Raw genomic sequence first — 21,225 nt, forward strand, 5'->3', positions numbered from 1 at the left:
AGCCCTGAGATGAGTCATCCCTGAGGCTTTAAGCCTCCTGAAGGGCTGTTCGAGACTAGAACGTTGATAGGCAGGGTGTGTAAGCGTTGTGAGGCGCTCAGCTAACCTGTACTAATTGCCCGTGAGGCTTAACCATACAACACCCAAGGGGTTTTACGGACTCCATGAGCACTTGAATGATGTGCTGAGAACACTAGTTACCTTTCCCAGATTGTAATTTATCGCCTGAGGGCGGTAGATAAAGCATTTGCTTGGCGACCATAGCGTTGCGGACCCACCTGATCCCATGCCGAACTCAGACGTGAAACGCAGCAGCGCCGATGGTAGTGTGGGGTCTCCCCATGTGAGAGTAGGACATCGCCAGGCTCCCCATTAAGAAAAGGCCACCTTACGGGTGGCCTTTTTGCTTTTCAAGTATTTCCAGTGACACTATTAGTAATGGTTTCTGTAGTAACAGGACAAATATCAGTAAATAAGGCAGAAACATTGAATATACTGATGTTTTAATAAGCGGTTGAGAAAACTGTAAGTCATTTTAAGTCTCTAAGACTGGTAATTCTCGTTCAGCTGTATACAATACTTACCAATTCTAGGGGATTAGTTCAGCCCGGTAGAACGTCGGTCTCCAAAACCGAATGTCGGCGGTTCGAATCCGTCATCCCCTGCCAAATACAAAAGCCTCGTCTTCGGACGGGGCTTTGTTGTTTCTGAAGGTCAGCGCGATGCGCTGATGTCGGCGGCTGGAGCGCCAGCCCGGTCGATCCGTCATCCGCTGCAGTTCTAAAGACCTCGTCATCAGACAGGTTTTTATGCCTCAATTTCACTCACAGGCATATGTTAGGGCTTGGAGCGAATCTCACTTCCCTTTTAGACGCAATAGGCAATTCATCCGCTTATCCACGCTGAAGCAACTGAAATCCAACGAAGCAAGCAAATAAGCTCAGAGACAAGTTCAGCACAATATTTAAGCCAGCCTTGATATAGGCGCCTTGCTGGAGCAGTATCAGGTTATCCATCGAAAACGTGGAAAAAGTCGTTAAAGCACCCAGCATGCCAATGCCAATTAATGGGCGCCAAGGAGTCGCCTCTATCATGCCTTGGTTAAGTGCCGAGCTCAGCATCCCCATAATCAATGAGCCGACGATGTTGACAACCAGTGTCCCGTACGGAAACCCCTTGCCCAATAAAATCACCGAGAGTTCAGCAATCAGGTAGCGTGAGCAGGCGCCGACCGCCCCGCCAATGGCCACATAGCCCAGAATAATCAGTTGGTTCATAGAGAGTCCAGATGGTGACAGAATCATTACATGCTATGGTGAAAAGGCAGGGTTAAAACCTGATACCACAAAGCAACGTACTTTATTCATATGAAGGTTTACATTGTGCACTAATCCTAGCAGGAGTAGAGATGATTATGGGTATGTACCATACCATTTTACTGGCAATCAACCCTGATGATTTGAATGTAAAACAATTGGTTGCAAAAGCAGGTGTGATTGCAGAGCAAAATAATGCGGATCTGCATCTGGCATACGTAGAACCTGGTGTAGGAAATGTCAGCTTTCTGGATATCGATTTACAGCTCGACGAGGCACATAATGAGCAGGAGCTGAGAAGAATGGCTCAGTTGTCTGATCTGGCAAAGCATTCACCACGTCCGGTTGCGGCTATCCATCTGGCCGATGGCGATGTTGCCAAGCATCTGATTGCGCTGGGAAAGGCGATTAAAGCCGATTTAGTGATCACAGGTAACTACAAACCCGGAATGCATTGGCTGGGTGATATACGCTATGAGCTGGCGCAGCACCTGAAGTGTGATGTGCTGATCTGCCAGCAGAAAACGCTGTAGTGGTGTGGGGATGAAAAAGACGACTTGCTGAGCGGGTGATGCTTCCTTATACTCTTTGACTGAAACTTGTCGGAGTGCCAACTGGCTGAGACCGCATTGCGGGATCCGTTGAACCTGATCAGATTAGTATCTGCGAAGGGAACAAGAGAAAATCTTCTGCCTAGCTGTACCTTTAGCGTACTGCTGCTGTATCAGACGATGCGACACGCCCTACATGTGTCCGCCTCTTGTTTACGCGCCCATCCGTCAAGCAACTTCCCTAACTTTGAAAAAGGAAATTGCTATGTCGAGTCGCAAGCAAGCGAGACTGGAAGCGAAACAATTCATTGATTCACTCACCACCCAAGCCTACCCCAATTCACGTAAAGTCTATGTCACCGGCAGCCGGGATGATATCCGTGTCGGCATGCGTGAAATCGCTCAGGCCGATTCCCTGGTCGGCGGCGATAAAAACAACCCTATCTTTGAGCCTAATGAACCGATCCGCGTTTATGACACCTCAGGCTTTTATACCGACCCGGATCAATCCATTGATATCTATAACGGTCTGCCGAAACTGCGTGAAAGCTGGATTGAGGAGCGCGGCGATACCGAACTGCTGGATGAGCTGAGCTCCGCCTATACCAAAGAGCGTCTGGCCGACGACACACTTGAAGAGCTGCGTTTTGCCCACCGAGCCCGTGTACGCCGTGCTCAAGCTGGTCAGTGTGTGACTCAGATGCACTATGCCCGGCAGGGCATTATCACCCCGGAAATGGAATATATTGCGATCCGGGAAAACATGGGACGTGCTCAATACCGTGATGAGGTGCTGAACCAGCAGCATCCGGGACACAGCTTCGGTGCCAATCTGCCCAAAGATATCACAGCCGAGTTTGTGCGCCGGGAAGTGGCTGAAGGCCGCGCGATTATTCCGTCAAACATCAACCACCCGGAATCCGAGCCGATGATCATTGGCCGCAACTTCCTGGTGAAAGTGAATGCCAATATTGGTAACTCGGCCGTGAGCTCTTCAATCGAAGAAGAAGTGGAAAAACTGGTGTGGTCGACTCGCTGGGGCGGCGATACCGTGATGGATTTGTCGACCGGCCGAAATATTCATGAAACCCGCGAATGGATCATCCGCAACAGCCCGGTGCCCATCGGGACTGTCCCTATGTATCAGGCGCTGGAGAAGGTGAACGGTGTTGCCGAGAACCTGACCTGGGAAGTCTTCCGCGACACCTTGCTGGAGCAAGCCGAGCAGGGCGTCGACTATTTTACCATCCACGCCGGTGTGCTGCTGCGCTTTGTCCCTATGACTGCCAAGCGGGTAACCGGGATTGTTTCCCGCGGTGGTTCTATCATGGCGAAATGGTGCCTGGCGCACCACAAAGAAAGCTTTCTCTATGAGCACTTCCGCGAGATTTGCGAGATCTGCGCCCAATACGATATTTCCCTGTCGCTGGGTGACGGCCTGCGTCCCGGCTCGGTCGCTGATGCCAATGATGAAGCCCAGTTCAGTGAGCTGCGAACCTTGGGTGAGCTGACCAAGGTAGCCTGGGAGTACGATGTTCAGGTGATGATTGAAGGGCCGGGGCATGTGCCTATGCACCTGATCAAAGAAAACATGGATGAACAGCTCAAGCACTGCCATGAAGCGCCTTTCTATACCTTAGGCCCACTGACGACCGACATTGCCCCGGGTTACGATCACATTACCTCAGGCATAGGCGCGGCGATGATTGGCTGGTTTGGTTGTGCCATGCTGTGCTATGTCACGCCGAAAGAGCACCTCGGTCTGCCGAACAAAGACGATGTCAAAACCGGTCTGATCACCTACAAGCTGTGTGCCCACGCCGCAGATCTGGCCAAAGGCCATCCTGGTGCGCAGGTGCGTGATAATGCCCTGTCCAAAGCCCGTTTCGAATTCCGCTGGGAAGATCAGTTCAACCTGGGACTGGACCCGGATACCGCGCGCGCTTTCCATGATGAAACCTTGCCGCAGGAATCGGGCAAAGTGGCCCACTTCTGCTCGATGTGCGGACCGAAATTCTGTTCCATGAAGATCTCCCAGGAAGTGCGGGACTACGCCAAAGCGCAAGAAGATGCCCAAGTGATTCACATGCTCGATGATCCGCTGGAAGGGATGCGCCAGAAAGCGGAGGAATTTCGTGACAAGGGCAGCGAGCTCTACCACAAGGCTAAAACTCACGAGGAAGAGCAGGCATGAGTGGTGTGATGCAACAGTCATTTCCTGTGATGGAGGGCGGCATCGGGCCGCTCTATCCTGTGGTTGACCATGTCCGCTGGATTGCCAGGTTGTTGCCATTGGGGGTGAAAACCGTTCAGCTGCGGATCAAAGATCCTGCCCATCCTGAGCTGGAAGCGCAGATTATTGAAGCGATTCGTCTGGGCCGGGAGCACAACGCCCAGGTGTTTATTAACGACTACTGGCAGCTGGCGCTCAGGCACGGTGCTTATGGTGTGCATCTGGGACAGGAAGATCTGGCTATCGCGGATCTCGATGCGTTGCGTCAGGCGAATATCCGTCTGGGGGTATCGACCCGAACGGCGGCTGAGTTGCAACGCGGTCTGGCACTGGCACCCAGCTATGTGGCGATCGGCCATATTTTCCCGACCCCGACCAAAGACATGCCGACCCCGCCGCAGGGTGTCGCTCAGTTAAAAGAGCACCTGGACACTGTGGCCGGCCGTTATCCGACCGTTGCCATTGGCGGTATTGATCTCAGCAATGTTGCGAATGTCTGGCAGACAGGTGTGTCCTGTGTGGCTGTGGTGCGCGCCGTGACAGCCGCTGCGGATCTCGAGCAGGCACTGGCGGCATTTGCAGACAAGCTGGTGAGGGAGTCATGCTGACAGACGAGTCTTTTTTGCGCTATCAGCGCCAGGTGCAGCTACCTGAAATCGGCGAGCAGGGCCAGCAGGCCCTGCAACAGGCCAGGGTGCTGATTATCGGTGCCGGCGGGCTTGGTGCACCGGCGGCCTTATATCTGGCGGCGGCGGGCGTTGGCAGCCTGGTGATTGCCGATGGCGATCGTGTCGAGCGCTCCAACCTCCAGCGCCAGATTATCTACCGTGATGATAATCAGGGTGAGAGCAAAGCGCAGGCCGCCGTGGCGCAGGTCAAAGCGCTCAACCCGCTGATCCGTGCCCGCGCAGTGACGGCCAGGCTGGCCAAGCTGCAACTGGCGATGGAAATCAGTCTGGCTGATGTGGTGCTTGATTGCACCGATAACTTTGCCAGCCGTCATGCCATTAATCAGGCCTGCTTCGAACACGAAAAACGGCTGATTTCGGCGGCGGCGATTCGCTGGCAGGGACAACTGATGAGCTTTGATTTTCGCACCCGGCAGGGGCCTTGCTACCACTGCTTATTTCCTGAAGCAGAAATGCCAGCACCGCAAAATTGCAGTGAATCCGGGATTGCCGGGCCAGTCGTCGGCATTATGGGAGCCTTTCAGGCGCTGCAGGCGGTGAAAGCCATCACCGACAGCGGTGATCTCTGTGTCCGCCAGTTCCGCCAGTTCGACGGCCTCAGCCTGCAATGGCAGCAGTTTACCTTGCCAGCCAATCCTCAATGTCCTGTATGCAGTAAGGAATCTTTATGACCACGATAACCGTTCTGGTGAACGACAAAGCCATGCAGCTGGCGGCGCAAAGCTCGCTGCAACAGCTGCTGGAGCAGTTGGCGATGCCGCTGGATGCGACAGCCGTTGCGCTCAATCAGGCCATTTTGGGCCGCGAGTTCTGGGCCGATCAGCGGCTCAATGACGGCGATGAGATCGCCTTGTTTCAAGCCATAGCAGGAGGCTGACATGCTGACCATTGCCGATAAAACCTTTTCATCCCGTCTTTTCACCGGAACGGGCAAATATGCCGGCCGGGATATAATGGCACAGTCAATCCTGGCATCCGGCTCTGAGCTGGTGACCATGGCATTGAAACGGGTCGATATTGATAACCGTGATGACGACATTCTTGCCCCGCTGCGCGAAGCCGGGGTCAATCTGCTGCCTAATACCTCGGGAGCCAAGAATGCCAAAGAAGCGATTTTTGCCGCGCAGCTGGCCCGCGAAGCGCTGGGCACCAACTGGCTGAAACTGGAAATCCATCCAGACCCGAAATACCTGATGCCGGATCCGATTGAAACGCTGGCGGCAGCCGAAGCGCTGGTCAAACAAGGCTTCATTGTGCTGCCCTACTGTCATGCTGACCCTGTGTTGTGTAAGCGGCTGGAGGAAGTGGGCTGTGCAGCCGTGATGCCGCTGGGTGCACCGATAGGTTCAAATAAAGGACTGGCATCGCGGGATTTTCTCGACATCATTATCGATCAGGCCCGGGTGCCTGTGATTGTGGATGCCGGGATCGGTGCCCCGTCACATGCGGCTGAAGCCATGGAGCGGGGGGCTGATGCTGTGCTGGTCAATACGGCGATTGCGGCAGCAGCGGATCCGGTTGCGATGGGGCTGGCCTTTAAACTGGCAGTGGAGAGCGGCCGGATGGCGTATGAAGCCGGCCTGGCCGGTACAGTCAGCCATGCCGTGGCGTCCAGCCCGTTAACGGCGTTTTTAGACGCCAGCGCGTAAGGAGACGCCATGAGTTATGTCGATGTATGGCGGCAGCTGGACTGGGATGATGTCCGGATGTCTATCTACAGTAAAACGGCCGCGGATGTCGAGCGGGCGCTCAGTAAGCGCAAGCGCGATCTGGAGGATTTCAAAGCGCTGATCTCGCCTGCGGCAGAGCCGTATCTCGAGCAGATGGCGCAGCAGTCGGCCGCACTGACGCGGCAGCGTTTTGGCCGGACCATCGGGTTTTATGTCCCTTTGTACCTGTCGAACCTCTGTGCCAACAGCTGCACCTATTGCGGCTTTACCATGGAAAACAAGATCAAGCGCCGAACCTTAAATCTTGACGAGATTGAACGGGAATGTGCGGCGATCAAGGCGTTACACTTCGACAACGTGCTCTTGGTTACCGGTGAGCATGAGCGCAAGGTCGGCATGGCCTATTTCCGCGAATGTGTGCCGGCGATTAAACGCCACTTCAGTTATCTGTCGATGGAAGTGCAGCCGCTGGATCAGCACGAGTATGCCGAGCTGAAAACTCTGGGGCTGGATGCGGTGATGGTGTATCAGGAAACCTACAGCGCCCCGACATACGCCAGGCATCATCTGCGCGGCAACAAAATGGATTTTGAATACCGGCTGGCCACGCCGGACAGACTGGCACGTGCCGGGATCGATAAAATCGGTATCGGTGCGCTGATTGGTCTGGAGGAATGGCGTACCGACTGCTTTTTTACCGCCAGTCATCTGGACTATCTCGAACGCACGTACTGGCAGAGCCGTTATTCGATTTCGTTTCCGCGTCTGCGCCCCTGCACAGGCGGCCTGGAGCCGAAATCTGTGATGAGCGATCGCCAGTTGGTACAGCTGATTTGTGCCTACCGGTTGTTTAATCCTGAAGTCGAGCTGTCGATGTCGACCCGGGAGTCGCCGCATTTTCGCGATAATGTGCTGCCGTTGGGCATTACCAGTATGTCGGCGGGCTCCAAAACCCAGCCTGGCGGCTATGCCGATGATGAGCCAGAGCTGGAGCAGTTTGCGATCAGTGATGAACGCGCCGTGGCCGAGGTGGCAGACGCGGTGAAGCAGCACGGTTTTGAGGTGGTGTGGAAAGACTGGCATCACGCGTATTCCGGACTGCCGCTCTAAGTCGGTACTCGGGTTGGTGTTGATGACAGAATCAGGCTGATGAGAACCATCAGCCTGATTGTTTTCGTGGTTTATTCGGTAAAGACCGCATTGACTTTGGCGTCAAAGCGGGCGGTGATACCGGATGAGTAATGACTGGCCGTCAGCTCCACTTTCAGCGTCTGCACTTCAACCGGCTGGTCAAAAAAGACCGACAGATTGCCGGAGGGATATTTCAGGTAGGTAGGGTAAATACGCTCATTGTTCTCGTTGTAGAAAAAGGCCACGACAGACTGACCGCGGGCATTGGCTGTGGTATCGACAATCAGTTCCAGCGACTTCACTTTTTTATTGTTGTAAGGCGTGATTTCCAGCCATTTGGTCACAGGCTTACCAAAACTGGCATAGATTGAAGTGCCTGCGGCCAGCGTCTCATCAAAATCGATCACCGGATCGTGATCCGGGAAGCTGGCGGCATCGTTGGGTTTGCTGTTACCGAAATATTCCTGCATCAGCGTGAAGCCGTCACCGTCATAGTCGGTATAGGCATCCAGCCCGACAACCTCATAGGTTTTTTTCCACCAGGCAGGCAGGCGATCATTGTCTATGCTGCTGCTTTCGCCAAAGTTAAAGCGGAAGTTACCGTCAAAGCGCTGGCTCGGCTTGCTGAAATCGGCGTTATAGAGGGAGATAACGGCGCGGTAACCATTCTGGTAATACTCGTTTGGCGTATCAAAATGTAATTCTCCCCAGCCCGGACGACAGTCCAGATAATGCAGCCTCTGGCTGGCGGCATTGTAAATACTGATTTTACAGTCCATGGCGTTGGGTTGGTTGTTATCAAAGCCCAGTGTGACCAGATGGCGTCGGTCAGCGGGCAGGGAAAAGTTAACGGTAACGTTGACACGCTGGCCTTTGCTTAAGGTCTGGCTGACCGATTTGGTATAGCTGTCCAGGTGCGGGTTGGTATTGGCGAAGGCGATAAAAGAGAGACAGCCTAACGCCGCAGTGAGAAGATATTTTTTCATAGCAAACCTTATGAACATTAATGAGTATAATTTCATCAGGGATGCTAGCGGCATTATAATGTTGTGAAAACAATCAATAACGGTGGTTGTTACGGGTTATCTGGCTTTTATGCGGTTGATTAACTGAAGTGTGAGCCTGACAGTGATAAAAAAGCCCGGCGCACAGATGGCCGGGCTCAGAGGATGAAATCGCGTGACCGGATTAACGGCTGAGCGGCGCCGTGGCTTGCTGCAGCCAGCTCAGATCCTCACCCTGCAGCGACGGGCTGATGACATCGAACACGGTTTGATGGTAACGGTTCAGCCAGTCGAGCTCTGTCTCGGTCAGCAGGCTGAGATCCACCAGGCGGCGGTCAATCGGGGCACGGGTCAGCGACTCGAAGCCCAGCACTGTCATGTCACCCTCGGTTTCTACTTCCACCACCAGCTCCAGGTTCTCGATACGAATACCGAATGCGTCGGCACGGTAGTAACCCGGTTCGTTGGACAGCACCATACCCGGCAGCAGCGCGGTCGGATTCGGCGCTTTTGAAATGCGCTGCGGCCCTTCATGCACGTTGAGGAAATGGCCGACACCATGGCCGGTGCCGTGGTCGAAATCAAAGCCATGGGCCCACAGGTGCTGGCGCGCCAGGGCATCGAGCTGTGAGCCTGTCGTACCGCGGGGAAAACGGGCGGTTGCCAGCGCGATATGGCCTTTCAGCACCAGGGTAAAAGTCTGCTTCACTTCGGCATCCGGCTCACCAATGGCGATGGTGCGGGTGATATCTGTGGTGCCGTCCGGGTACTGGCCGCCTGAATCGACCAGGTAGACATTGTCCATTTGCAGAACGCCCGGCTCAGGCTGGTTGTTGTGGTTGTAGTGACACATGGCCGCGTTGCCGCCGGCTGCGGAAATGGTGTCAAAGCTGACATCCGTGCAGCTTGGGTCTTGAATGCGGAACTGCCACAGCTGATCGGCCAGTGTCGCTTCGTCCAGCAGGTTGCCGGCCGCTACCTGACGGTCGACCCAGGCCAGGAATCTGGACACGGCCACACCATCACGGATGTGGCAGGCTTTCATGCCGGCCACTTCAGTGGCGTTTTTCGCCGCTTTTGGCAGCATGCAGGGATCGGCGCCTTCAAGGATGATGGCGCCAGCGTCGCGCAGGGTCTGCCCGGCCCAGGCATTGCTGGTGGCCGGATCAAGCAGCACCCGCTTGCCGCTCAGGGCTGCCAGGCTATTTTTCAGGGTTTCCGGGGCCTGAACGCGAACGCCTTCGCCGACATGCGCCGCAAACTCAGCAGGCAGGCGGGCCTGATCGATAAAGAAATCGACGCTGGCGTCCTGGTGCAGAATTGCCGCTGACAGCAGTACCGGCAGGCAGTGCACATCGCTGCCGCGCACGTTGAGCAGCCAGGCGATGCTGTCGAGCTGGGTCAGCAGTACGGCATCGGCTTTTTGTTTCTGCAGGCTGGCCGCTATGTTGGCACGTTTGTCGCTGCTGCTCTGGCCGACATAATCCAGGCCCATCAGTCTGGCATCGGACAGAGTCGGGGCCGGACGGTCGTGCCACAGGTCGTCGATCGGGTTGCTGCTGATCAGCACCAGCTGCTGATCTTTGTCGAGATGTTGCTGGACGCGTGCCAGCCAGGCACCGCTGTGCAGCCGGGGGTCAACCGCGATTTTACTGCCGGCCGGCAAATGCGCTTGCACCCAGTGCATAGGGGGCTCTTCGATCAGATGACGGTATTCAAACACATCGCCCGGCACTTGCTTGCGAACCTGAACCACATAGCGGCCATCGACGAACATGGCCGCTTTGTCACGGCTGATCACTGCCGCGCCGGCCGAGCCGGTAAAACCGGTGGCCCACAGCAGGCGCTCGTTGTGTTCGGGAATGTATTCACCCAGGTATTCGTCTTCATGCGGGATCACCAGGGCGTCAAGCTGTTCCGCTTCCAGCCACTGGCGAATCTGTGCCACGCGTTGTGAGATCACTGATTGCATCTGTCTATATTCCTTTCTGTTGTTGTCATCCGAATGGGGATGCTCTAAACCTGCCCCTTGGTCACCCTGACGGCAGCAGCAGGCCGATCCGGTAACGGTAGCGCTTTTAAAGTGAGGCTGCAATTATCGACTGGACAATTCGCGGCACCCGTTAATGATTATCTGCCGTAACCAGCAATGACCAGGATCATTCTCTTGATGCTGCGGCCAGAACAGGGTGTAGGCCATGGCCGGCAGCGGGGTCGGCAGCGGCAGTACCACCAGATTGAGCTGAGCGGCGACATAGTCGGCAAAATGGCTCGGCGCGGTAAAAATCAGATCCGTATGGGTACACAAGCTGGCGGCACTATTAAAGTCTGGCACATACATGGCGATGTCGCGCTGCAGGCCTTGTTCCGCCAGCTTGTAGTCCAGCAGCCAGCGGTCATCGCGGCCGCAGCGCACCTGGATATGGCGCTGCAGCAGATAATTGGCCTGAGTCCATTCGCCCTGCTCAACCAGCGCCAGCACAGGGTGGCCGGGGCGGACGATACAGCGCTGGGTGTCGCGGTGAAGCTCCTGAAAAATGATCCCCTTGGGCGGCATCAGGGTGAGCTGGGCGTCGTGCGGATTGAGATCCTTGCCGGTAATGCCGAAGTCGATTTCCCCGCGCAGCATCTTGTCGAAAGTGTCCGGCTCCCAGGCGTGGGTATCAAGCAGTATGTGGGGGCCCTGAGTGAAGATTTCGCCGAGAAAACGCGGCATTAACAGCGGGTAGGCACTCTCTACCAGCGACATTTTGAAGTGGCGGTGGCTGTTTTGCGGCACAAACTCAGTCGGCTCGGTCAGGTTTTCAATATCCTGAAGCAGTTTTTCCAGCACCGGTTGCAGCACTTTGGCGCGCGGGGTCGGCAGCAGGCCGTGGGCACTGCGGACAAACAGCGCATCATCGAACTGCTCGCGCAGCCGGGCCAGGCTTTTGCTCACCGCCGACTGGCTGAGAAACAAACGCTGGGCTGCCCGGGTCACGCTGCATTCCTGCAGCAGGACATGGAGGCAGACCAGCAGGTTGAGATCGAGGCGGGCTAATTTATCAACAGTCATACTCTGTCCGTTAGTTTAGCAGTGATATTCCGCTATGGAAATTTAGTAGTGAATATAAACCATTTTGATTCATATCACTAAGGCCTTAGACTGGCGCCGTCTTCTGATAGGAAACCGAGTGAATGAAGCCTGAAACGACAACGTCTCACCGCCGTATTGTGGCGTTAATGGTCCTGCTGGTGCTGTTCAGCCCGCTGGCCATCGATATTTATCTGCCTGCTTTGCCAGCGATGGCCGACAGCTTTGCCGTCGACCCGACTCTGGTGCAGGATACCGTCACCTGGTTCATGTTCAGTTTAGGACTGGGACAGGTTTTTGCCGGCCCGCTGGCAGACCGTTTCGGCCGTCGCCCGATTGCGCTGGCCGGTGTCACTGTCTATGCCTTCAGCTCGGCACTGGCGTATACCGCCCAGTCGCTGGATATCATGCTGCTTGCGCGCTTTTTGCAGGGCTTCGGCGCCTGTGCCACCTCAGTGGCCGCGTTTGCGGCGGCCCGCGACAGCTTCGGCCCTGAGCGCAGCGGCCGGATGATCAGCTACCTGAACGGGGCGATTTGTTTTATTCCGGCCCTGGCGCCTTTGCTGGGCTCCTGGTTGACTCATGAGTTTGGCTGGCGCGCGAACTTCAGCTTTATGGCCGGTTTTGCGCTGGTGGCCGGTGGGTTGCTGAGTGTGTTTTTCCGTGAAACCCGCCCGGCGGAGACTTTTGTCAGCGGCGCGATGTTCAGCCCGGCACGGTATTTTTCAGTCCTGCGCGAGCCGGTTTTTGTCTTCCATGCCTCTATGTCTATGCTGGCGATGGCGGTGATTCTGGCCTATGTGACCTCCGCCCCTATGTGGCTGATGGTGCATCTGGGTCTGGATATGGGACAGTTTACCGCCTGGTTTGGTGTCAATGCGGTGCTGAACATTATCGCCTGTATGGTGGCGCCGAAATGCATGGATAAGATGGGCACCCGCCGCACCCTGATGTCGGGGCTGGCGATGCTGGTGGTTTCGGGCGTGATGATGCTGGCACTGAAAGAGATCGCCGCGGCCTGGGCCTTTATGGTGCCTATCTTTATGAGCTCATTTGGTTTTGCTTTTGTACTCGGTTCGGCGGCCGGTAAAGCGCTGGCGCCATTCGGTGACAGAGCAGGCACCGCAGCGGCGATGCTGGGTCTGTTTCAGATGAGCGGTGCCGGCCTGATGGTCAGCCTGACTCAGCGGATGGAGCTGTCACCGCCGTTATTGCTGACCTTTCAGATGCTGCTGCTGTTACCCGGGCTGCTGATCTTACTGTCACGGAAAGGCCGCCAGTGGCATCCGGCACCGGCGCAGGATTAAGCGGCAGCCTGCGATTTTTTCGCTCATAACTAGACGCCGCAAAGGCGCCGGGTCTCGACAACCCTTTGAACTCTCGCTTGGCCTGTCACTGCTGTGACAGGCTTTTTTTCGTTTGCAGAGAAGGGATCAGCACGAAGCGCTGGCGTCGTCGGCTTTGGCTCTGCCCCGCCATTGCTGGATCAGCAGGCCCATGATGATCATTACCAGCCCGACCAGGGTCGCCGGATGAATGGTTTCACCGATAATGGTCGCCAGCAGGATCAGCGAGATAAAAGGCGACAGGAAGATCAGGTTGCTCAGTTTGGCGGTATTGCGGGTCAGTTTCATGGCATTGAGCCAGAGCACAAAGGTGATGCCCATTTCAAACAGCCCGACATAACTGACCGCCAGCCAGCCTTGCCACGGAATGGGCTGCCAGGCGCCCATGTACAGGCTCAGACCGACGGAAAAAGGCAGCGACAGCACGAAACCCAGCAACACACTGACCACGGGATCGGCCTGGTTTTTGGTGTTGATAATCCAGAACAGCGCCCACAATAAGGTGGACACCAGCGCCAGTGCCACCCCCAGCGGGCTGTCGAACTGCAAGGCCATGATGTCGCCTTTGGTGGCAATCACCACCACACCCAGATAGCCAAACACACAGGCGACCCAGTCCTGCGGGCGAATTTTCTGGCCAAGGAACAGGGCGGCCATCAGCGTCAGTGTGATAGCCCAGCTGTAGTTGAGCGGCTGGGCCTGAGAGGCCGGCAGCAAGTCATAGGCTTTGAACAGCACCAGATAATAGATACAGGGATTGATCAGCCCGAGCATCAGGTAGTAAAGCGGGCGGGCGCGCAGGGTTGGCAGCAGCTGGTTCAGTTTGCCCTGATAACCGGCGATGGCGAGCAAGGCTAGGGCGGATACCGCACTGGCCGCCGCCACCATCTGGATCGGTGAAAAATAATCCAGGGTGATCTTGAAGGCGGTGGCGACGGTTGACCATAAGAGCACGGCGGCGAGGCCGAACCCGATCGCTTTCTTTTCCTGCATACTGCGGCTTCCTGCTGCTGGTGTCAGTGTGACTGGCAGGGTGAACCGCTGCCCGTCATAAAGGGGCCAGTTTATGCCATTTGTGCTTACTCAGCCAGCCTGAAATTCGGTATCAGCGTGTCTTAATTGATGACAATATCTGGACATTTATCCAGTATCTTTTTAGCCTTATTGTATAAATACAAAAGCATGCAGGAAACAGATCTATGATGGGTGAATGGCTCAGTGATAACGGCCAGTGGCTGGCGGCTGCGATTGCCGGTGCGACGATCGCCGGCGGTGCCACGGCCCTGTGGTTTCAGGGGCGTTTACGGCAGCAGGCGGCGATCTGGCAGCAGCAGCTGGACGCAGAAACCCGGCTGGCCCGGCAGCAGGAGCAGCAGCTGCGCCACGATCTGCAAGAGCAGCAGCAGGAACTCGACAGCCTGGATGTCGAGCGCGATCGCCTCAGCAATGAACTGCGGCAGATGCACGCCCGGCTGGCGGCGGCGGTAGAAAAGCTGCGTTACCTGGAAACCTTGCGGCAGGAAAACCTGAAACTGACCGAGCGGCTGGAGACCACCCGGCAGGCGGAATCCGGCCTGGCTGCCGATTTGCGTGAGCTGCAAACCCGTTACCGTGAAGAGCAAAAAGCCGCGCAGGAAAAAATCGCCCTGCTGGAAAATGCCGAGAACCGGCTGCAGCAGCAGTTTGAGAGCCTGGCCAACCGGCTGTTCGAACAAAAAAGCCGCAGCGTGGACGCGCAGAACAAGCTGAGTCTGGATGGCCTGCTCAGTCCGCTCAAAGAGCAACTGGAAGGCTTTCGCAAGCAGATCAACGACAGTTTCAGCAATGAGGCCAGAGAGCGGCATACCCTGGTCCACGAAATCAACAGCCTGAAGCAGCTCAATGAGCAGATGGCCCGTGAGGCCGTCAATCTGACCCAGGCGCTGAAAGGCGATAACAAAGCACAGGGCAACTGGGGCGAAGTGGTGCTGGCCCGGGTGCTGAGTGAGTCCGGTCTGCGGGAAGGCCATGAATACCACACCCAGGTGAACCTGGAAGATAGCAGCGGCAAGCGCTATCAGCCGGATGTGGTGGTACACCTGCCGCAGGATAAAGACGTCGTGGTTGATGCCAAAATGTCGCTGGTTGCCTATGAGCGCTATTTTCATGCCGAGAGCCAGGAAGAGCGCGACCAAGCGCTCAGCGAGCATCTGGTCTCGCTGCGCAGCCATATCCGCGGCCTGAGCCGCAAAGATTACCATCAGCTGGACGGCGTTCGCTGCCTGGATTATGTGCTGATGTTTATCCCGGTGGAGCCGGCGTTCCAGGCGGCCGTCGAAGCCGATCCTGCGCTTATCCGCGATGCCATGGACAGCAATATTATGCTGGTCAGCCCGACTACATTGCTGGTGGCTTTGCGCACAATCAATAACCTGTGGCGCAATGAAAGGCAAAATCAGAATGCCAAACAGATAGCGGAACGGGCCGGCAAGCTGTACGACAAGCTGCGGCTGTTTGTCACCGACATGGACAATATCGGCACGGCGCTGGAGAAAGCCAGCCAGAGCTATCAGGGTGCAATGAACAAGCTGGCGACCGGACGGGGCAATATCATCCGTCAGGCCGAAAGCTTCAAGCAGCTGGGCGTTGAGGTGAAACGGGATTTGCCCCCGGCGCTGACTGAGCAGGCCCAGCGTGACAGTGATACTGCCCACAGGCTGGCCGAGACGGTGAATGACACACCTTAGCGCTTCAAGTAAACTACGGCAATTAGATGAGAATTGATGGAACGAGCATGACTGAACCCACACAAACCACTGATTTTGGTTACCGCAAGGTCGCTAAAGATGAGAAAGCGCAGCTGGTCGCGGAAGTGTTTCACTCGGTAGCGGACAAATACGATCTGATGAACGACCTGATGTCTATGGGTATCCATCGTATCTGGAAGCGTTTCACCGTGGACTGCAGCGGCGTACGCCGCGGTCAGCGGGTGCTGGATCTGGGTGGCGGTACCGGCGACTTGACGGCCAAGTTTTCGCGCATGGTCGGTGAAGACGGTCAGGTGGTGCTGGCGGACATCAATAACTCTATGCTCAAAGTGGGCCGCAGCAAACTGCGCGATCGCGGTATCGTCGGCAACGTGGCCTATGTGCAGGCCAACGCCGAAGAGCTGCCGTTCCCGGATAACTACTTTGACTGCATTACCATCAGTTTCTGTCTGCGCAACGTGACCGACAAAGACAAAGCGCTGCGCTCCATGTTCCGCGTGCTCAAGCCCGGCGGTCGCCTGCTGGTGCTGGAATTCTCCAAGCCAGTGATAGCGCCGCTGTCAAAAATTTATGACGCCTATTCGTTCCACATCTTGCCGCGCGTGGGTGAAATGGTGGTGGGGGATGCGGACAGCTACCGTTATCTGGCCGAATCTATCCGTATGCACCCGGATCAGGCCACACTGGAAGCTATGATGCAGGACGCCGGTTTCGAGCAAACCAGCTTCCATAACCTGACGGGCGGCATTGTTGCCCTGCACCGTGGTTATAAATTCTGAGGTCCGGATGCCAGTTGATGCTTTAGTCACCGGAGTGGTGGAAACCGCCCTGAATGCTTTGCTGAAAGATGAAGAGGCCAGCCAGCGCCGTCTGGCGCGTCTGCGTGGCAAAGTGATCAGCGTGCAGATTAACGATTTCGGCAAGCAGCTGTTCTTTGTGTTCAGTCAGCAAATTGACGTGCTGGCCGCCTATGAAGGCGAGGCGGACTGCCGCCTGGCCCTGAGTCTGGCCGCGCTGCCTGAGCTGCGTGAGCAGGCCAATCTCACCCAGCTGATCAAAGCCGATAAGCTGGCTCTGGAAGGGGATATTCAGCTTGCCCAGCAGTTTTCCGCACTGCTCAGCGGCCTGAAGCCGGATGTGGCGGAACGCTTGTCTCGCTACAGCGGGGATGTGGTTGCCCATACCGTTGTGAGCGGTGCCCGGCACAAGCTGGCGGGACTGCAGCATCTGCTGGGCGAGCGCCGCCGCGATCTGGGCGAAATTGTCACTGAAGAATGGCGGCTGGCCCCGCCGGCGCTGGAAATTGCCCATTTTGCCGACCAGGTCGACGAAGCCGCCTCACAGCTGGCCCGTCTCGAAGCCCGGATTCACAAGCTGGCTGAACGGCTGGCGTCACCCACGACCCGTCCTGATAACTCATGAGCCGTTTTTCCGAAATTAAGCGCCTATACCAGATTACTGCCGTCCAGCTGCGCTACGGGCTGGACGATTTATTGCCGGACGATCCGCGTACCCGGCTGCCGAAACTGATGCGCAAGAGCCTGTTCTGGATCCGTAACCAGCATCCGGACAAACCTTTGGGTGAGCGCCTGCGGCTGGCGTTGCAAACGCTGGGGCCGGTGTGGGTGAAGTTTGGTCAGATGATGTCGACCCGACGTGACCTGTTTCCGCCGCACATTGCTGATCAGCTGGCGTTGCTGCAGGACAGGGTGGCCCCTTTTGACGGTGCCCTGGCGCGAAAGCAGATTGAAAAATCGCTGGGCGGGCCGCTGGATACCTGGTTTGCCGGTTTCGACCAGACGCCGCTGGCCTCGGCATCCATTGCTCAGGTCCACACTGCTACACTGAAAGAGAACGGTCGGGAAGTGGTGATCAAGGTGATCCGCCCGGACATCCTGCCGGTGATTCAGGCCGACATCAAACTCATGTACCGTATGGCCCGTTTGCTGGCTCGCTTTATGCCGGAAGCGCGTCGTCTGCGACCGGTGGAAGTGATCCGGGAATATGAAAAAACCTTGCTCGATGAGTTGGATCTGATGCGTGAAGCGGCCAATGCCATTCAGCTCAGACGCAACTTCGACGGCAGCGACTCACTCTATGTGCCTGAAGTCTTTACCGATTATTCGCGCAGTAATCTTCTTGTCATGGAACGCATCTATGGTATCCAGGTTTCTGATGTCGAGGCGCTGAAAGCCAACGGCACAGACATGAAGCTGCTGTCTGAAAAAGCCGTGAATGTGTTCTTCACTCAGGTCTTTCGTGACAGTTTTTTTCATGCGGATATGCATCCGGGCAATATTTTTGTGTCGCACAAGAATCCGGTTGATCCGCAGTGGATTGCGCTGGATTTTGGTATCGTGGGTACCCTGAACCGGGACGACAAGCGCTATCTGGCCGAAAACCTGCTGGCGTTTTTTAACCGGGATTACCGCAAAGTGGCTGAGCTGCACGTGGATTCAGGCTGGGTGCCGCCCGATACCAATGTCGACGAGTTTGAATTTGCGATTCGTACCGTGTGCGAGCCGATTTTCGAGAAACCGCTGGCAGATATCTCCTTTGGCCACGTGCTGCTGAACCTGTTCAATACGGCACGGCGCTTTAATATGGAAGTTCAGCCTCAGCTGGTGCTGCTGCAGAAAACCCTGCTGTATGTTGAAGGGTTGGGAAGGCAGTTGTATCCGCAGCTGGATCTCTGGGATACCGCCAAGCCGTTTCTGGAAGACTGGATGTCGCGCCAGGTCGGGCCGCAGGCTATTATTGGCGCAGTACGGGACAAGGCGCCTTTCTGGGCCGAGAAATTACCGGAATTACCGGAACTTCTTTATGACAGTTTGCGCCAGGGCAAAGTGATGAATCAGCGGATTGATAAACTGTACGACAATTTCATGACCAGCCGTCGCCAGCAAGCCCAGGCCAGGTTCTGTTTTGGGGTTGGGGCGACGCTGATTATATGCTCTGCCATACTTTTTGGTAATCAGGTGGATGTTTATCCGGTCGTATCGGCCACAGCCGGTGCGATGTGCTGGCTGTTTGGCTGGCGGGCTTACACGAAATAACAACGGCTGTGCTGCTGTGCGGCACCGCGTTTTATGAATCTTATTGAGGAAAGGTAAACATGGGTGGAATCAGTATCTGGCAACTCTTAATCGTTGCCCTGATCATCGTCTTATTATTCGGCACCAAGAAGTTACGCTCAATGGGCGGTGACTTAGGATCGGCAGTCAAAGGCTTTAAAAAAGCCCTGAGTGATGACGACGAAGCGAAAAATAAGGCCGATGCCGATTTTGAACAAAAGTCGCTGGCGGATAAAAAAGAGGCCGCTGAGCCACAGAAAAATCCGAAAGATAAAGAGCAGGTTTAACGCGTGTTTGATATCGGGTTCTGGGAGCTGATATTAATTGCCATCGTCGGTCTGGTCGTGCTTGGGCCGGAGCGGCTGCCTGTGGCAATACGTTCAGTCTCGCAGTGGGTCAATGCGGCCAGAAACATGGCCAGTGCGGTGAAGACTGAGCTGTCTCAGGAACTGAAAATTCACGAACTGCAGCAGGACTTGAAAAAGGCCGAGCAGGCGGGAATGAAGGATCTGTCTCCGGAGCTGCAAAGGTCAGTCGACGAGCTGAAAGAGGCCGCGGCATCGGTGCAGCGCCCTTACGCCAAGGCGGAACCTGAGTCTGAGCCTCAGATCACCCCTGACGGTGCGGCGCCAGATCATCGTCCGCCGGCTGGTTCTCATCAGGATGACCCGGTGCAGCCGCATCCAGCGTCATCGCAAAAACAGGATTAATTACGCCTCATGTCGAGTGTGGAAGACACCCAGCCTTTGTTCAGCCACCTGCTGGAACTGCGTAACCGGCTGCTCCGTTCTATCCTGAGTGTCCTGGTGGTGTTTCTCTGCCTGGTGTGGTTTGCCAATGACATTTACAGTCTGCTGGCCGCCCCGCTGGTGGAGAGACTGCCGGAAGGCACCAGCATGATTGCCACCGATGTGGCCTCGCCTTTCTTTACGCCGATCAAGCTGACGCTGGTTGCCTCTGTGTTTCTGGCCGTGCCTCTGATCCTGTATCAAATCTGGGCGTTTGTCGCCCCGGGTTTGTACAAGCACGAACGCCGTCTGGTGATGCCGCTGCTGTTTTCCAGCTCGCTGCTGTTCTATTGCGGCGTGGCCTTTGCGTATTTTGTGGTATTCCCGCTGGTGTTCGGCTTCTTTACCAGCATTGCCCCGGAAGGGGTGCAGGTGGCGACCGATATTGCCAGTTATCTGGACTTTGTCCTGGCGCTGTTTCTGGCGTTTGGCATCGCCTTTGAAATTCCGGTCGCCATTATTCTGTTGTGCTGGACCGGCGCGACCGATCCGCAGAGCCTGCGTCAGAAGCGGCCCTATATCATAGTGGCGGCGTTTGTGGTGGGTATGTTGCTGACCCCGCCGGACATTATTTCCCAGACCTTGCTGGCGATTCCTATGTGCCTGCTGTTTGAGGTCGGCTTGTTCTTCTCGCGCTTCTATATTCGCACCAATGAGCAGGCACCGTCCGAAGAAGATTAAGTCGCTTTTTGCTGACTGATTGCCGAAAAACAGCCGCCCGGTGCGGCTGTTTTTGTTTCCGCGGTTTTTCTTTGCCACCGCCCGGTGTGTAGAATGGGTTCTTTTTCTGCGGATAGCACAGTGATGATAGATATTGGCGTCAACCTGACCAACAGCCGTTTTGATAAAGACAGGGAAGCTGTCATCGCCCGCTCGCAGCAGGCCGGTGTCAAAGCCCTGATCCTGACCGGCACCAGTGAGAATGAAAGCCTGCAGGCGCTGGCGATGGCGCATCAGTGGCCGGGCTACTGCTTCAGTACCGCTGGGGTGCACCCGCACGATGCCAAATCGGTGTCGGACTTCTCTCTCCCCGTGATTCGCGAACTGGCGGCCGATCCGGCTGTGGTCGCGGTGGGCGAATGCGGGCTGGATTTCAACCGTGATTTTTCACCCCGTCCGCAGCAGGAAGCGGTGTTTGAGGCGCAGCTGGCACTGGCAGCGGAGCTGCAAAAGCCGGTGTTCATGCACTGCCGGGATGCCCATGATCGCTTTCTGGCGATACTAAAACCCTGGCGCGATAAACTGCCGGCGGCGGTGCTGCATTGCTTTACCGGCAGCGAGCAGGAGCTGAAAGACTGCCTGGCGCTGGATCTGCACATTGGCATCACCGGCTGGATCTGCGACGAGCGCCGGGGCACCGGGCTGCGCAATATCGTGCGGCATATTCCGGACAACCGGCTGATGATAGAAACGGACTGCCCTTATCTGCTGCCGCGCGATCTGCGGCCCAAACCCAAGTCCAGCCGCAATGAACCGGCATATTTGCCCCATATCGCACAGGCGGTGGCAGCGTGCCGGCAACAGTCGGCCGACGATCTGATGGCGGCGGTATCAGCGACCAGCCGGGCATTTTTTCAGATCGAGCCAGCGTAAATCTTTGTTC

The 21,225-nt window shown here is 56.1% G+C and carries 21 protein-coding genes, 1 tRNA gene, 2 rRNA genes and 1 riboswitch; of the genes, 19 read left to right on the forward strand and 5 right to left on the reverse strand.

The annotated features are described in order from the left end of the window. The 3 genes from H511_RS0105850 to H511_RS0105860 all read left to right on the forward strand — a co-directional run. Positions 1–136 (forward strand): 23S ribosomal RNA (locus H511_RS0105850); the annotation flags it as partial. A 114-nt stretch (positions 137–250) separates the two neighbouring features. Beyond that, positions 251–366: ribosomal RNA gene (rrf, locus tag H511_RS0105855) — 5S ribosomal RNA — on the forward strand. Between the two features lie 225 nt (positions 367–591). Further along, positions 592–668, forward strand: a tRNA-Trp gene (locus H511_RS0105860). Between the two features lie 225 nt (positions 669–893). Here H511_RS0105860 and crcB read toward each other — a convergent pair. Beyond that, positions 894–1,277, reverse strand: coding sequence for a fluoride efflux transporter CrcB (gene crcB, locus H511_RS0105865; protein ID WP_027251457.1), 384 nt, complete (start codon positions 1,275–1,277; stop codon positions 894–896). A 131-nt stretch (positions 1,278–1,408) separates the two neighbouring features. Between crcB and H511_RS0105870 the strand changes: the two genes are divergently transcribed. The 7 genes from H511_RS0105870 to thiH all read left to right on the forward strand — a co-directional run bounded on the left by H511_RS0105870 (position 1,409) and on the right by thiH (position 7,569). Continuing rightward, positions 1,409–1,849: a universal stress protein gene (locus tag H511_RS0105870; protein ID WP_237582887.1), complete on the forward strand. Its 441-nt coding sequence runs from the start codon at positions 1,409–1,411 to the stop codon at positions 1,847–1,849. Between the two features lie 60 nt (positions 1,850–1,909). Beyond that, positions 1,910–2,007: riboswitch (TPP riboswitch) on the forward strand. Between the two features lie 125 nt (positions 2,008–2,132). Then, complete coding sequence (gene thiC, locus H511_RS0105875) at positions 2,133–4,061, forward strand: phosphomethylpyrimidine synthase ThiC (RefSeq protein ID WP_027251459.1); 1,929 nt, start codon at positions 2,133–2,135, stop codon at positions 4,059–4,061. Then, positions 4,058–4,708 (forward strand): thiamine phosphate synthase, encoded by a 651-nt coding sequence (gene thiE / locus H511_RS0105880; RefSeq protein WP_027251460.1) that lies wholly within the window; start codon positions 4,058–4,060, stop codon positions 4,706–4,708. Before thiC ends, thiE begins: the two co-directional genes overlap by 4 nt. Beyond that, a complete protein-coding gene (locus H511_RS0105885; protein WP_027251461.1) occupies positions 4,702–5,460 on the forward strand; it encodes a HesA/MoeB/ThiF family protein in 759 nt (252 codons plus the stop codon). The genes thiE and H511_RS0105885 overlap by 7 nt, the downstream gene beginning before the upstream one ends. Continuing rightward, on the forward strand, positions 5,457–5,666 hold the full coding sequence (gene thiS, locus H511_RS0105890; protein WP_036758954.1) for a sulfur carrier protein ThiS: 210 nt from the start codon (positions 5,457–5,459) through the stop codon (positions 5,664–5,666). Before H511_RS0105885 ends, thiS begins: the two co-directional genes overlap by 4 nt. A gap of 1 nt (position 5,667) precedes the next feature. Beyond that, the gene (locus H511_RS0105895; RefSeq protein WP_027251463.1) at positions 5,668–6,438 is read left to right on the forward strand and encodes a thiazole synthase; all 771 of its coding nucleotides are present in this window, start codon (positions 5,668–5,670) and stop codon (positions 6,436–6,438) included. Between the two features lie 9 nt (positions 6,439–6,447). After that, a complete protein-coding gene (gene thiH, locus H511_RS0105900) occupies positions 6,448–7,569 on the forward strand; it encodes a 2-iminoacetate synthase ThiH (RefSeq protein ID WP_027251464.1) in 1,122 nt (373 codons plus the stop codon). Between the two features lie 71 nt (positions 7,570–7,640). Here thiH and H511_RS0105905 read toward each other — a convergent pair whose 3' ends face one another. From H511_RS0105905 to H511_RS0105915, 3 genes are all read right to left on the reverse strand, one after another. Then, positions 7,641–8,576 carry a hypothetical protein gene (locus tag H511_RS0105905; protein WP_027251465.1) on the reverse strand — a complete coding sequence of 312 codons (936 nt, stop codon included), beginning with the start codon at positions 8,574–8,576 and terminating at the stop codon, positions 7,641–7,643. Between the two features lie 202 nt (positions 8,577–8,778). Continuing rightward, positions 8,779–10,566: an aminopeptidase P family protein gene (locus H511_RS0105910; protein ID WP_027251466.1), complete on the reverse strand. Its 1,788-nt coding sequence runs from the start codon at positions 10,564–10,566 to the stop codon at positions 8,779–8,781. 123 nt (positions 10,567–10,689) lie between these two features. Continuing rightward, positions 10,690–11,649, reverse strand: coding sequence for a LysR substrate-binding domain-containing protein (locus tag H511_RS0105915; RefSeq protein ID WP_027251467.1), 960 nt, complete (start codon positions 11,647–11,649; stop codon positions 10,690–10,692). Positions 11,650–11,771: 122 nt separating this feature from the next. On the opposite strand from H511_RS0105915, the gene H511_RS0105920 reads away from it, so the two are divergent. After that, positions 11,772–12,974, forward strand: a complete 1,203-nt coding sequence (locus H511_RS0105920; RefSeq protein ID WP_027251468.1) for a multidrug effflux MFS transporter — start codon at positions 11,772–11,774, stop codon at positions 12,972–12,974. Between the two features lie 126 nt (positions 12,975–13,100). Here H511_RS0105920 and H511_RS0105925 read toward each other — a convergent pair whose 3' ends face one another. Continuing rightward, positions 13,101–14,006: a DMT family transporter gene (locus H511_RS0105925; protein WP_027251469.1), complete on the reverse strand. Its 906-nt coding sequence runs from the start codon at positions 14,004–14,006 to the stop codon at positions 13,101–13,103. Between the two features lie 209 nt (positions 14,007–14,215). On the opposite strand from H511_RS0105925, the gene rmuC reads away from it, so the two are divergent. The 8 genes from rmuC (at position 14,216) to tatD (ending at position 21,215) form a co-directional block, all read left to right on the forward strand. Further along, positions 14,216–15,739 (forward strand): DNA recombination protein RmuC, encoded by a 1,524-nt coding sequence (gene rmuC / locus H511_RS0105930; RefSeq protein ID WP_027251470.1) that lies wholly within the window; start codon positions 14,216–14,218, stop codon positions 15,737–15,739. A gap of 47 nt (positions 15,740–15,786) precedes the next feature. After that, positions 15,787–16,539 (forward strand): bifunctional demethylmenaquinone methyltransferase/2-methoxy-6-polyprenyl-1,4-benzoquinol methylase UbiE, encoded by a 753-nt coding sequence (gene ubiE, locus H511_RS0105935; RefSeq protein ID WP_036758961.1) that lies wholly within the window; start codon positions 15,787–15,789, stop codon positions 16,537–16,539. Between the two features lie 7 nt (positions 16,540–16,546). Continuing rightward, on the forward strand, positions 16,547–17,182 hold the full coding sequence (locus H511_RS0105940) for a ubiquinone biosynthesis accessory factor UbiJ (protein ID WP_027251472.1): 636 nt from the start codon (positions 16,547–16,549) through the stop codon (positions 17,180–17,182). Further along, positions 17,179–18,816, forward strand: coding sequence for a ubiquinone biosynthesis regulatory protein kinase UbiB (ubiB, locus tag H511_RS0105945; protein WP_027251473.1), 1,638 nt, complete (start codon positions 17,179–17,181; stop codon positions 18,814–18,816). The genes H511_RS0105940 and ubiB overlap by 4 nt, the downstream gene beginning before the upstream one ends. Before the next feature lie 59 nt (positions 18,817–18,875). Continuing rightward, positions 18,876–19,121 (forward strand): Sec-independent protein translocase subunit TatA, encoded by a 246-nt coding sequence (gene tatA / locus H511_RS0105950; protein ID WP_027251474.1) that lies wholly within the window; start codon positions 18,876–18,878, stop codon positions 19,119–19,121. Positions 19,122–19,124: 3 nt separating this feature from the next. Continuing rightward, the gene (gene tatB, locus H511_RS22725; protein ID WP_027251475.1) at positions 19,125–19,544 is read left to right on the forward strand and encodes a Sec-independent protein translocase protein TatB; all 420 of its coding nucleotides are present in this window, start codon (positions 19,125–19,127) and stop codon (positions 19,542–19,544) included. A 9-nt stretch (positions 19,545–19,553) separates the two neighbouring features. Then, positions 19,554–20,303, forward strand: coding sequence for a Sec-independent protein translocase subunit TatC (gene tatC / locus H511_RS0105960; RefSeq protein ID WP_027251476.1), 750 nt, complete (start codon positions 19,554–19,556; stop codon positions 20,301–20,303). A 123-nt stretch (positions 20,304–20,426) separates the two neighbouring features. After that, entirely contained in the window at positions 20,427–21,215 is a 789-nt protein-coding gene (tatD, locus tag H511_RS0105965) for a 3'-5' ssDNA/RNA exonuclease TatD (protein WP_027251477.1), read from the forward strand. Positions 21,216–21,225 lie beyond the last annotated feature (10 nt).

Origin of the sequence: Photobacterium halotolerans DSM 18316 (assembly GCF_000425165.1) — a bacterium.
Taxonomy (GTDB): domain Bacteria; phylum Pseudomonadota; class Gammaproteobacteria; order Enterobacterales; family Vibrionaceae; genus Photobacterium; species Photobacterium halotolerans.